The organism is Chryseobacterium sp. RU33C, assembly GCF_900156015.1.
GTDB lineage: Bacteria > Bacteroidota > Bacteroidia > Flavobacteriales > Weeksellaceae > Chryseobacterium > Chryseobacterium candidae.
Window position 1 is genome coordinate 134,007 of the sequence record NZ_FTMT01000006.1, and the last position, 12,516, is coordinate 146,522.

At 37.4% G+C, this 12,516-nt stretch carries 9 protein-coding genes; 2 read left to right on the top strand and 7 right to left on the bottom strand.

Going from position 1 to position 12,516, the window contains the following annotated elements:
* Nucleotides 1-59 precede the first annotated feature (59 nt).
* Together BW946_RS07725 and BW946_RS07730 are read right to left on the bottom strand one after the other, a co-directional pair.
* Nucleotides 60-620, bottom strand: coding sequence for a hypothetical protein (locus BW946_RS07725; protein WP_076595621.1), 561 nt, complete (start codon nucleotides 618-620; stop codon nucleotides 60-62).
* Between the two features lie 344 nt (nucleotides 621-964).
* Nucleotides 965-2,002 carry a serine hydrolase domain-containing protein gene (locus BW946_RS07730; RefSeq protein WP_076595622.1) on the bottom strand — a complete coding sequence of 346 codons (1,038 nt, stop codon included), beginning with the start codon at nucleotides 2,000-2,002 and terminating at the stop codon, nucleotides 965-967.
* Nucleotides 2,003-2,114: 112 nt separating this feature from the next.
* Between BW946_RS07730 and BW946_RS07735 the strand changes: the two genes are divergently transcribed.
* A complete protein-coding gene (locus tag BW946_RS07735) occupies nucleotides 2,115-2,627 on the top strand; it encodes a hypothetical protein (RefSeq protein ID WP_076595623.1) in 513 nt (170 codons plus the stop codon).
* A gap of 140 nt (nucleotides 2,628-2,767) precedes the next feature.
* Here the strand turns inward: BW946_RS07735 and BW946_RS07740 are convergent, their stop codons facing one another.
* From BW946_RS07740 to BW946_RS07760, 5 genes are all read right to left on the bottom strand, one after another.
* On the bottom strand, nucleotides 2,768-3,286 hold the full coding sequence (locus tag BW946_RS07740; protein ID WP_228402486.1) for a TonB-dependent receptor plug domain-containing protein: 519 nt from the start codon (nucleotides 3,284-3,286) through the stop codon (nucleotides 2,768-2,770).
* Between the two features lie 969 nt (nucleotides 3,287-4,255).
* On the bottom strand, nucleotides 4,256-5,725 hold the full coding sequence (locus tag BW946_RS07745; protein ID WP_076595624.1) for a TolC family protein: 1,470 nt from the start codon (nucleotides 5,723-5,725) through the stop codon (nucleotides 4,256-4,258).
* Entirely contained in the window at nucleotides 5,718-8,879 is a 3,162-nt protein-coding gene (locus BW946_RS07750) for an efflux RND transporter permease subunit (protein WP_076595625.1), read from the bottom strand. The genes BW946_RS07745 and BW946_RS07750 overlap by 8 nt, the downstream gene beginning before the upstream one ends.
* 15 nt (nucleotides 8,880-8,894) lie before the next feature.
* Nucleotides 8,895-9,980 carry an efflux RND transporter periplasmic adaptor subunit gene (locus BW946_RS07755; RefSeq protein ID WP_076595626.1) on the bottom strand — a complete coding sequence of 362 codons (1,086 nt, stop codon included), beginning with the start codon at nucleotides 9,978-9,980 and terminating at the stop codon, nucleotides 8,895-8,897.
* Between the two features lie 105 nt (nucleotides 9,981-10,085).
* Nucleotides 10,086-10,520: a hypothetical protein gene (locus BW946_RS07760; RefSeq protein ID WP_170872062.1), complete on the bottom strand. Its 435-nt coding sequence runs from the start codon at nucleotides 10,518-10,520 to the stop codon at nucleotides 10,086-10,088.
* 320 nt (nucleotides 10,521-10,840) lie between these two features.
* Between BW946_RS07760 and BW946_RS07765 the strand changes: the two genes are divergently transcribed.
* Nucleotides 10,841-12,349, top strand: a complete 1,509-nt coding sequence (locus BW946_RS07765) for an amidohydrolase family protein (RefSeq protein ID WP_076595628.1) — start codon at nucleotides 10,841-10,843, stop codon at nucleotides 12,347-12,349.
* Nucleotides 12,350-12,516: the final 167 nt, after the last annotated feature.

The following is a 12,516-nucleotide window of genomic DNA, read 5'->3' on the forward strand; positions in this document are numbered from 1 at the left end:
AAAATAAAATAAAAAAACTCATCCGGTAGAACGAGTTTCGCAATATTTTTAAAATATAATTATTTTCTTGATTTTTTCTTGGTTCCGCCAGATGCAGGAACTGCTGTAGAAGCTGTATTGGTGGTTCCTTTTACTGCTGCCGGGTTGATACTGGCGGGTTTGTCATACATAGTATATTTACCGTTGGTTCGGCCAAAAATTTTTTCCACCTGTTTTTGGGTTAAATACTGTGACTTGCCAATGTATTTTCTATTTTTGTTGATCACCTGAATAAACTGCATGGTCTGCTGCCCGTAGTTTTTTTCATAATGAAGTTCTATAATATCATTGGGCAGTTCCAATACCACATTTTCTTCTGGAGCGGAAATAAAACCATCCATAATAAGTTTATATAATCCGGCAACATCTCCATTAATGTTCTGGAATGAAAAAGATCGGATTGTATTCAGGTTGCTGGTGTTCAGATCCTGGTAGTTAACTGTAAATTTATCTTCCTTTTTATAGAGACCAACGGAATTATCTTTACCAATTTCCACCAAACTTTCATTTTTCAACACTTTGATCTGTGAGAAAACTGAAATACCGAACATACATGTAATAAGTAGAATTATTTTTCTCATGGAATGAATTTTAATGTTTTATAACTTGGTGCACATAAATTTACTCATAAAAAAGCTTAAAAACAATTTTATTCGTTAAAGCAAAAGTAACACTTTTTTTTAATATTTATAAGAGATCATCTACTGATGCTATGGATTTCATTGTTTGTGTAAAGAATTTTGAATCATGGTTTTGATTCTATTTTCCAAAAGGACTGTTATTTTTCTTTAAATCAGGTTTATAATTCTGGATATCGTGTAAGGTGTTGAAAAACAGATTGGAAATTACTCAGGTATGGCTAAATTAAAAATTTATTAAAAATAAATGTTAAAAATGAGCTTTTGTACACTAATGAATAAAAATATCAATGGGTAGCTATGGCTTTAATAATCACATTCTTTATCGCCGCTTCTTTACCACTCCAGTATTCACTGTTTTCAGGCATCTGATTTTCAAGAATAATGAGGGTAGTATCTGTGGAAGGAAAATAGGTGTTAAGGCAGGTGAAACCATCACCAAGACCTGTCACCGCAAAATAATCCAGTCCAGCCTCTTTGATAAATCTTACATTATACCCGAACCCCATACTTTCTTTTCCGAAAACATTGTGCTGGGATTGGGTAGAAGGCGTCAGCATCAGCTTTTGAAATTCAGGAGAGAGAAGTTTCCCTTTAAATAAGGCCTGATCCCATTTTGCAAGATCCTGCACTGTGGAAATGATACCTGCAGCAGATGCTATTTTATCATTCAGAAAGGTTTCCTTTACTTTTTCAAACCGGTTATTTTTGTTCATATAACCAGGAACGAGAGATTGATTATTCTTTGTATTGTAGACGAAAGTTTTATTCATTCTCAGCTTTTTGAAAAGGGTATTGGCCAATTCTGCGAAACTTTTCCCTGTTGTATTTTTAAGGATTTCCCCAAGCATCATATAGGAAAGATTACCATATTTGAACTGTGAACCGGCTTTGAAAGCTGCAGGTTTTTCCGGATTGGTAATCCCGTGGGTATGGTTCAGAAGATGATGGATCGTAACCGTATCGGCCCAGGTTTGGGTAAGAGAAGGAAGGTATTTTCTGATAGGAGTATGAAGATTCAGTTTCCCCTGTTCGGCAGCCTGTAAAATTAAAACGGCAGTCATCTGCTTGGAATTTGACATGATTTCAAACTGATCATCTGTTTTTAAATAAATCTTCTTTTCGAAATCTTTGTAACCATTGGATTTTAGATACTGTATTTTTCCTTTTTGAGCTATCAAAACAACTCCGTTGAATGCTATTGGGCTGGCAGAGGTGATAATACTGTCTACTTTTCCCATATAGCTGTCTTTCTTCTGAGCTGTTATGATAATGGATAAAAGAATAGAAAATACACCTGTTAAGAATAATTTTGTCGAGATCATTATGTTTTTTTTGTATTGAGAGACTAAGAAATGGATATTACTTTAAAATGTTTCCAAATATATGTATTTCCTCTTTTGCTTTTATTTCAAATATTTAATAATTTAGTTTCCCATGAAAATAAAAACCATTAGTCTTCTCATCCTTATTTTGTCTGTTATATCCTGCAAAAAAGATAAAGAATATCCTAAATATGCTGAACTGGAATCTGGAAATGGAACCTATTCACTTTATATAAAAGACGGAACCTTTGAATTTTTAAAGACAGAACATATAAGCTATGATCAAATTGTAACAGCACCTTTCTCAGAAGGGAAATATGAAATATCAGGCGATGAGCTGATTTTAAAGAGTAATCAAAGAAAAAAATATATTTTCAAAATCGGGGAGGAATCTGAGTTGATCCCTGAAAAAATGGATTCATTAAAGGATCTAAAAGGATTATTTCCGATTCAGATTCTTCATAACAATAAAATGCCGAAGGAAATAGGACGAATAGATTCTCTGGGAAGAAAAAATGCTTTATGGCTTTATTTTAATGAAAAAGGGAAGGTGATTAACCAGAGACTGTATAAAAATGGCGAGCTGGTGAAAGACAATTATAAGTCTGACATTATTATAAAATAAAGAATCTGTTGATTTCTTTTATCTCTCACAGATTTTGCAAATTAAGCAGATCTTTATGCAAAACTTGTTGAAATCATGAGAAAATTTTAAACATTCTCTTGCTAAAAATTTTTGACTTTTTTTGCGCCTTAAAATTATACTCAAAATTTAGAAAAACTTTGCGTCCCTTTACTTTTTCCTCTTTTGGTGTTCACAATAATCACTCCATTGGCTCCTCTGGAACCATACAAAGCATTCGAAGAGGCATCCTCAAGAAAAGAAATACTTTCAATGTCTGATGCCGCAATACTGTTCAGGTTTCCGCTGTACGGAATTCCATCCAGTACAATCAGCTGGTCGCTGGAGGCGTTGATAGAGCCTATTCCTCTCATTCTGATCGTAGGCTGAGAACCTGGCTGGCCGGAAGAAATTACCTGTACTCCCGCCACTTTTCCTCCAATTCCCTGAAGAATATTTCCGTTTTGAAGATTAGAAAGATCTTTAGCCTTCAATGATTGTACAGATCCTGTAATCTCTTCTTTTTTCTGTTTTCCAAAGGCTACCACCACTACTTCTTTGATGGAAGTTTCCTTGGAAAGGCTGTCTTTACTTTGTGCAAAACCATATTCCGCGAATAGCAGTAAGGCCAATACACCAAACTTGCATTGTTTCTTTTTCATTATATTAATCTAGGTTTAAACTGAATTGTGTATTACTGCTGATCTCCCGGTAAAAAGTGTGATTTTCCGCCTCCTTTTTCAGGGAGGTTTTACAAAATAGAAAAGTAAAATTTACAGGAGATGTACCCGGATGAAAGAAGCCTTGAACTTTTTGGCTTTAATTCCTACAGTAATGAATGTATCTCTTAAAAAGTTAGCACATCATCATCATGCCCATCATATCAGAGCACATGTCTTGAGAAATACAGTTGTGCTGTGAAAGGGCAGGCATTCCATAACAATTTTGCTGTGCAGGAGCTGCCGCCGTAATGGTGCATAGGTAAGAATTAAAGGTATTCTTATTCATGAGAATAAAGTTTATGATTTTTTTAACTGGGTCAAAATTATTTAATAATTGACAAACCCCTGTAAAAGGAGAGTATGAGATAAATCATGTTAGTCTACTAAATTAGTAGGTTAATTGATTTTAATTAAATTGTTAAATCGTAAATATTTGATTTTTAATCTATTGCTTGCTGTTTTGAAAATCTTAAAAAATGATAAAAAAGTTAATTTTCAAAGGTGAATTAAAATTAAAATCATAAGTCTATTTATTTTGTAGACTTTTTGTTTATTTTATAGCTGTATTCAATGAAAATGAGCATTAGAAGCTTTATCCTGCTATCCGCTCATACTTCTCACGCCTGGCTGTCACCCTCAGCTTAGCCGAAGACCTCAACGCTTGTTGCGGGGTAACCGCTGCTATCAGGGCTAGAATAGAATTATGAATTATGAATTATGAATGAAAGAAATATACTCAAACATCTGTGTTGATCTGTGTAATCTGTGGGAAAAATGAAAATATTCAATAGGAACGGGCTTTAGCCCGTTTACCGAAGATTAAAAAATTCATCAGGCTTCAGCCAAAACCTAAAAAAAGAAGCCTACCTTTCGGTAAACTTCTTATGAAAACAAGATTAAAATATGGATTTATTCTTTCTTAATATCCGGAACTTCCAAAGGTGTCTGGTCCCAGCCGCCACCTAAAGCTCTGTAAACAGCAACACTCGCTTTAAGTTGGTTCACTTTCTTTTCTACCAGCTCAAATCTGGATTCCAGCGCATCCCGCTGAGTCAGTAAAACTTCCATATAATCAGCACGGGCATATTTGAACAGATCGTTGGAAATATCAATAGACCTGGTTAAAGCATTCACTTCTTTCGTTTTGATATTCACACTTCTTTCCAGATTATGAATTTTAGATAACTGGTTCGCTACCTCAATATAAGCTCCCAAAACAGTCTGCTCATAATGATACACTGCCTGAATCTGTTTGGCATTGGCATTATTATAAGCCGCTTTAATCGCTCTTCTGTTGATCAGAGGAGCGGTAAGTTCTCCCGCAAGAGAAAACAGAAACGACTGAGGTTTGATGATATACAACGGATTAAAAGCCTGTAATCCGACTCCTGCAGAAAGATCAAGAGAAGGGTAGAACCTTGCTTTGGCTGCTTTAATGTCAAGCTTGGCAGCAGCCAGTTCATATTCAGCCTGTTTGATATCCGGACGGTTTTCCAATAGTTCGGAAGGAATTCCTCCATACACTGCTTGCGGAACAACAGAATCAAAAGAATCCTGACTTCTTTCTACTGGTTGAGGAAATCTTCCCACCAGATAGTTGATCTTATTCTCAGTTTCAACAATCTTCTGCTGGATGTCATACTGCATGCCCTGAGTTTTCAGTACCTGAGCTTCAAATCTCTGCACAGCTAATTCATTGGATCTGGCATTCTTTTTTAACTCTTTGATGATATCCAGCGCATCATTCTGAATTTTGATATTCTGATTCAGAATCACAAGCTCATTATCCAGCGCCAGCAGTTCATAATAAGAATCGGCAATCTCAGAAATAAGATGAGTTGTCATAAAGTTCTTTCCTTCAATACTGGCAAGATACCGCTGTACCTGTGCTCTTGTGGCATTATGAAGCTTTCCCCAGATATCGGTTTCCCACTGTGCCTGAGCGCCAACGCCAAAGTCAAACAAAGGTTCAGGCATTTCTCTGCCCGGTTCTATTTCTGTATTGGCTTCCATAGCCCCGATATTGGTGTATCGGCTTACTTTGTCTGCACCAGCTCCGGCTTTTAAACCTACAGATGGAAGATATTCTCCTTTTTTGGCTTTGATTTCATTTTTAGACATTTCAATTTCCTGAAGAACAATATTCAGTTCCTGGTTATTCTGAAGGGCCTGACTAATCAGCTCCTGAAGATGAGGATCACTGAAGTATTCATTCCACTTCATTTTTCCTGTATTGATGGTGTCGTTTTCTGCAGAACCGTATTTTTCAGGGACTGTTTTATTTTCAGTACGCTGTACGATTTCTATAGGTTTACAGGCAGTAAGACTTAATAAGACGACTGCCAGACCTGTATATTGATATATTTTTCTTTTATTCATAATGGATCATGTCTTCACTTAATGGAGATTCATCTTCGTCTTTGATCATTTTTTTACCATCAGACCATTTGGCAAATATGTAGTAGAGCCCCGGAATTACAATCACTCCGAATAGCGTTCCTATCAGCATTCCTCCCAGTGAGGATGCTCCAATGGTATGGTTTCCGATCGCTCCGGCACCTCTTGCAAAAACAAGCGGAACCAATCCTGCAATAAAGGCAAAAGAAGTCATCAGGATCGGTCTGAAACGGGCTTTGGAGCCTTCTACAGCAGCTTCCAAGATAGAATCTCCTGCCTGGCGTCTTTTCACGGCAAATTCTACAATAAGTACCGCGTTTTTACCCAGTAATCCGATAATCATGATCAATCCAACCTGTGCATAGATGTCATTTTCCAGACCCATTGCTTTTAATAATAAGAAAGACCCGAATACTCCCACCGGAAGTGAACAAAGAACAGCAAACGGAATAAGAAAACTTTCATACTGAGCGGCCAGAACCAGATATACAAATACCAGAACAACAAGGAATACATAGATGGCTTCATTACCACGCTGTGCCTCGTCATAAGACAATCCTTCCCATGCCACTTTGTATCCGTGAGGAAGTGTTTTGGCAGCCGTTTCGTTGATAGCCTGAATAGCATCAGCAGTAGTATACCCTGCAGCCGGAAGTCCACGGATTGCTGCGGAATTGTACATGTTGTAACGCGTAATTTCGTTAGGTCCCTGAGTCTTTTTCATGGTCATGAATGCGGAATAAGGAACCATTTCATCACGGTCATTTTTCACATACAGATTCATAATATCCGTAGGAAGCCTTCTGAATTCCGGAGACGATTGTACATATACTTTAAAGAACTGTCCGAAACGGATAAAGCCCTGTTCATAGGTACTACCGATCAGAATGTTGAGGTTGTCCATCGCTTTTCCGATAGAAACTCCTTTCTGCATCGCTGCATTATTATCAAAAACCAGTTCATACTGTGGATAATTAGCCGCAAAGAAGGTGAAGACTCCTGAAAGTTCCTTACGCTTTTTAAGCTGGGCGATGAAATCTTTATTGGCTTTGTCAAATTCCTGATAATCAGTCGTTCTGTTAAGGTCAAGAAGCCTCATAGAGAAACCTCCCGAAGATCCGAATCCCGGAACCGCCGGCGGTTCAAAGAACTCAATGGTAGCTCCGAGGTCTTTTGATTTTTCTTCCAGCTCTTCCATAATTTCCTTTACAGAATGATCACGGTCGTTCCAGCTTTTAAGGTTAATCAGACAGGTTCCTGCATTCGAACCACGGCCTTCCGTCATGATTTCGTATCCTGCCAACGATGATACAGATTCCACACCATCTACACCCATACAGATTTTCTGCAATGTTCTGGAAACCTTATTCGTCTGTTCAAGGGTAGAACCCGGAGGAGTCTGGATAATAGCATAGATAGTTCCTTGGTCTTCATTCGGGATAAACCCGCCCGGAAGTACTTTATTGATCATCACAATTCCGGCACAGAAAGCAATCAGAATTCCCCATGTTACTACTTTTCGGCTTACGATTTTTCTGAGGAATGAAGCATATTTTCCTGTTATTTTATCAAATCCGCTGTTAAAAGAGTCTAAAGCTTTGGTGAAAATATTGACTTTCTTAGGTTTTCCATGATGGTTTTTCAATAGCATTGCAGCTAAAACCGGAGTCAGAGTAAGGGCTACTACCGCAGAAATCACAATAGAACTTGCCATGGTAATAGAAAACTGACGATAGAAAGTTCCCACCGGACCTGTCATAAATGAAATAGGAATGAACACAGCTACCATCACGGCCGTAATAGCAATAATAGCACCTGCAATTTCACCCATTACTTCTTTTACGGCTTTGTAAGGCGAAATATTACTGTCTTCCATTTTGGCGTGAACGGCTTCTATTACTACAATCGCGTTATCAACCACAATACCGATGGCCAATACCAATGCGAAAAGAGTAACCAAATTGATGGTTAATCCGAAGAACTGAATGACAAAGAAAGTTCCGATCAGGGAAACCGGTACGGCAATAATAGGAATCAAAGTAGAACGCCAGTCTCCAAGGAAAATGAAAACAACGATGGCTACAAGGATAAATGCATCTCTCAACGTGTGCATTACCTGTTCAATAGAAGCATCCAGGAATTGGGATACGTCATAACTGATTTTGTAATCAACACCCGGAGGGAAGTTTCCTTTCATTTCTGCCAGTTTTGCTTTCACATCCCTGATCACGTCATTCGCATTACTTCCGTAGTTTTGTTTTAAAACGATAGAAGCTGAAGGATGGCCGTCAAGATTGGAATAAATATCAAAGAATTCACTTCCAAGCTCTACTTTGGCAATATCTTTCAGCTTCACATTTTCTCCTTCAGCATTGGAACGGACAATGATGTTTTCATATTCTTCCGGTTTATTATATTGTCCTTTATACGTCAATACATATTCCAGTGACTGTGCTGCAATTCCTGAACTTTGCCCGATCCTTCCCGGACGTCCGATGATGCTCTGTTCGCCAATGGCTTTCATCACCTCATCTACAGAAATAGAGTAAGCACGCATACGGTCAGGATTCAGCCAGATACGCATGGCATATCTACGGCTTCCCAGAATCTGAGATTTTGCAATCCCGTGGATACGGTTAATTTCCGGGATGATATTCACCATAGAGTAGTTATACAGGAATTTTTCATCCATACTTTTATTCGTACTGTAAAGGTTTACGTACATCAGCATACTTGGCTGAATCGGGTTTACTACAACTCCTTCTTTCTGTACAAGTTCCGGTAATAAAGGCATTACCTGATCTACTCTGGTTTTTACCAGAACCACCGCTTCATTGGGATCGGTTCCGGGATCAAAGACAACGTTTACCGTAGCTTCTCCGGCACTGGTGGCATCAGTAGTGATGTAACGCATTCCCTGAACTCCATTGATAGCATTTTCAATCGTAATCAAAGATGATTTTACCAATACATCTGCACTCGCTCCCGGATAGGCAATAGAAACAGCTACTGTGGTTGGGGCAATTTTTGGAAACTGTTCTGTAGGAAGCTGCTTCATGGCGATACCTCCCATAAACAGGATCACAACCGATATCACAATGGCGAAAACCGGTCGGTGTATTACTTTTTTAAACATAATGCTGCTTTTGGGTTACTCGGCGTACAGATCCAGATTCGACATTACTTTTTCAGGCTTTTGGTACTTTGAGCTGATCTTCTGGTTTTCCTGAACCATTCTAAGACCCTCAAGCAGGATTCTGTCATCCTTTCCAATTCCTGAAGAAACTACATAAATGTGAGGTAATTCGGCAGCTACTTTTATTTCTCTTGCATGTACTTTGCCATCTTTACCAATCACATAGACATATTTCTTTTCCAGCTCTTCGAAAGTAGCTTTCTGTGGAATCATCATCGCATTGGAATAAGGGGAAGTAATAACAATGTTTCCGGTTTCTCCATATCTTAACAGGCCTTTTGGATTCGGGAAAGTAGCCCTGTAAGCGATATTTCCTGTTTCATTGTCAAAATCAGACTCTATGGTCTGTACGATACCATCTTGGGTAAACTCTTTGCCATTGGCCATTCTTAAACGTACATGCAATGGATTGTTATCTTTTTTCGCATCCATCTGATTAAGATATTCAGTTTCAGGAACATTGAAGTATACCCACATTTTGCTGTTGTCTGAAAGTTCAGTTACCAATTCACCTTCATCTACAAGGCTTCCTTTACGCACATGTAATTTTCCTACAATTCCGGCAAACGGAGCACGGATTTCTGTGAATCTCAAATGGGTATTCATTGAAGAAAGCTCGGCCTGGGCTTTTTCATATCTTGCTTTGGCCATAGCCATTTCCTGGGGAGCAACGATGTTTTTGTCGGAAAGGTTTTTGGTATTCTGATATTCAATTTCTGCGTATTTGGTTTCCGCTTTGGCACGGTTTACATCAGATTCATAAAGATTGGGCATGATTTTGAACAACAGCTGTCCTTTTTGTACAAACTGCCCTTCATCTGCATAAATAGACTGGATGTATCCTTTTTCCTGAGCTCGAAGCTCAATATGATTAATGGAACGGATTTGCGCAACATAATCTTTGTTCACCAATGTATCTTTTATAAGAGGGCTTGTAACGTTGAATGAAGCTGCTTCTGTTTTTTCCTTTTTTTCAGATTGACAGCCTACAAACAGGAGAATAAGGCACAAGTTGATATACATGAGACTTTTCTTGACCATGATAAATATTGTTTTTATAATAATTTATAATTGAAAAAATAGAGTTACCGGCTCTCATAGCAGAGTATGAAAACAGATAAGATTTTCGAAAAAATTAGTATAAAATCACAGTCGGATGACCCTGTACTGGATGTACAGATCATCGTCTAAGGTTTTTAAATTTTCTGATTGAGCAAGAGAAACAGCAATTTGTCTGTTGTGAAATGTAGTAACAAAGCCTGAAATGAGATGCCATAAACCATCTTTAAAAAGGGCAAGAAGCTGGGTAGAACCTGAGGTTTCTACATTGTCGTCATTTTCATTGTCATTTTCAGAAAGATTAGCTCTGATTTTGTTGTATCGCGGATGGCTGACATTGTAAGTGTCATTGGCTTCATTATTTTTAAGAAATGCAAAAGATTCTTTGAAGCTCTTTTTCTTATGAATAAGAAGATCAGTGGTAAAATGAATATCGGAAGGAATATCCGTTGAAATATACTGTTGAATTTGCCCGTAATACCATCCTACAATGGTAAGCATAGCAAATAACAAACTGTACAAATATTGATAAAATCTTTTCCGCATCCCAGTGACAAAGGTAGGTAAACTTCAAAATAAGTGCAACCGTTGAAGATTAAAAAAGTGTTAAAAGTAGTTTGTTGACTAAAAAATAGATCTGTTTCCCTGATTTTCCTTTTTGGCTAGGAAGAAGATAGACCCGAAACATATAAGGAAAGTGAATATTGTAAAGTTTTTCAATATAAAAATTAATCTTTTTTTGAATTAGCTTTATTTTGCACAATTTTTGCTGTAAAAAGCTACTTTTAAAGGTTAATGCATAACCGATAGTACAAAAAACTCCTCCAATATTTATATTTATTATGATGAAAAAATACCTTATTTATATATCACTTTTTGGGGCACCCTTATTCTGGGGCCAAAGTAAAGTGACTGAAAAATCTGCTTATCAGCAAAGCCTGACACTGTCAGAGACAGAAAATGCAGCAATGGCGTTTGATGCTGATATAAAATTGTCCGATGCGGAAATCGCTTTGGATAAAAAACTATTCCAGCTTCGTGAACAGTTTCTGAGTGATTCCGAAGCAAAGAAAATATCTTTATATAACAGCTCTTTTAATGAGTTAAAACCATTAATAGAAAGCAGCAAGCTGTTTGAAATCCTTCAGACAATGCCGAAAGGAGGTCTGCTCCATACCCACAGCGGTGGAATTACAGATGTGAAATGGATTATTTCAACAGCCAGAAAATACCAGGAATGCTATGTTTACGATCAGAAAGATAATGATCAGTTTATTTCCGGACAGCTGGGATTTTTTGAAAAAGGAAAAATTCCGGACGGATTTGTAAACCTTGATAAAAAACTCACTTCAAACCCTGACTTTGAAAAAAAACTTCAGGATCTTCTTACGCTGAAACGTGATAACCTTTGCTCTTATACAGATTATTGGATTGAATTTGAAAAACGTTTTAAGCGTATCAGTTTACTGCTTCCCTACCGTCCTTTCTTTAAAGAATATTATCTGAAAGGATTTCAGGATTTAGTAAAAGATAAAGTACAGCATGTAGAAATCAGATATATTTTTGATGAGCTTTATGATTTTCAGCATGGAAAGTATCCTTTGAAAACTTCCATCACAGATCTGCAGGACATTCTTAAAGAAGTACACCAATCAGATCCCCGGTTTACTCTGAAACTGATCTATTCAAGCTTTAAATTCTTAGATAATGAAAGTATTGAAAAACAGCTGGAAACGGCATTCGAAATGAAGAAAGAATTTCCGGATATGATCTCAGGCTTTGATCTTGTGGCAGATGAAGCGGCTGGGCATAATATCAGTTTTTTTGAGAAAAGCTGGGCCAAAATGAGCGGACTTAGTAAAAAGTACAAAGTGGAACTGCCTCTTTTCCTTCATGCCGGCGAAAGCAATTCTATTCTGAATAAAAATATTCTGGATGTAGTGCTGCTGAACAATAAAAGAATTGGCCACGGACTGAATCTGATTTACTTCCCAAAAACAATGGAACAGGTCAGAAAACAAAATAAACTGGTGGAAGTAAGCCCACTCAGTAATCAGATCTTAGGATATGTAAGTGATCTGAGAAATCATCCGGCAAGAGTATTATTAAGTAATGGAGTACAATGTTCCATCAACAGTGATGATCCATCAGTGTATGGATATATAGGTTTGAGCTATGATTTTTGGGTTACACTGGTCTATTGGGAACTGGATGTGAAAGCCCTGAAGAAGCTGGTCTTCAATTCCATTACTTATTCTTCTTTGAATGATAATGAGAAAAAGAAAGCTGTTGATTACCTGAATCTGCAATGGAATGACTTTGTTCAGAAAGCAAATCTGAAATTAAATTAATTATCATTTTGGTAAAAGCAGTATCCGGTTTTCAAAGACATTCAGAAGTGTCCTGACAGTTGAATCCGGTCTTAACTTTGCATAAAATCAGTCCGGGATCAATATTATCCCGGACTATATTTAGGCATTTGTGTTTTTGAAGCTGTGGGGTATAAAAAAATACTTCT

Excerpts from the sequence above, each read along its gene's own strand:
- BW946_RS07730 (WP_076595622.1), bottom strand. The coding sequence starts at position 2,002 with ATGATCTCGACAAAATTATTCTTAACAGGTGTATTTTCTATTCTTTTA.
- BW946_RS07755 (WP_076595626.1), bottom strand. The coding sequence starts at position 9,980 with ATGGTCAAGAAAAGTCTCATGTATATCAACTTGTGCCTTATTCTCCTG.
- BW946_RS07740 (WP_228402486.1), bottom strand. The coding sequence starts at position 3,286 with ATGAAAAAGAAACAATGCAAGTTTGGTGTATTGGCCTTACTGCTATTC.
- BW946_RS07745 (WP_076595624.1), bottom strand. The coding sequence starts at position 5,725 with ATGAATAAAAGAAAAATATATCAATATACAGGTCTGGCAGTCGTCTTA.
- BW946_RS07750 (WP_076595625.1), bottom strand. The coding sequence starts at position 8,879 with ATGTTTAAAAAAGTAATACACCGACCGGTTTTCGCCATTGTGATATCG.
- BW946_RS07735 (WP_076595623.1), top strand. The coding sequence starts at position 2,115 with ATGAAAATAAAAACCATTAGTCTTCTCATCCTTATTTTGTCTGTTATA.
- BW946_RS07725 (WP_076595621.1), bottom strand. The coding sequence starts at position 620 with ATGAGAAAAATAATTCTACTTATTACATGTATGTTCGGTATTTCAGTT.
- BW946_RS07765 (WP_076595628.1), top strand. The coding sequence starts at position 10,841 with ATGATGAAAAAATACCTTATTTATATATCACTTTTTGGGGCACCCTTA.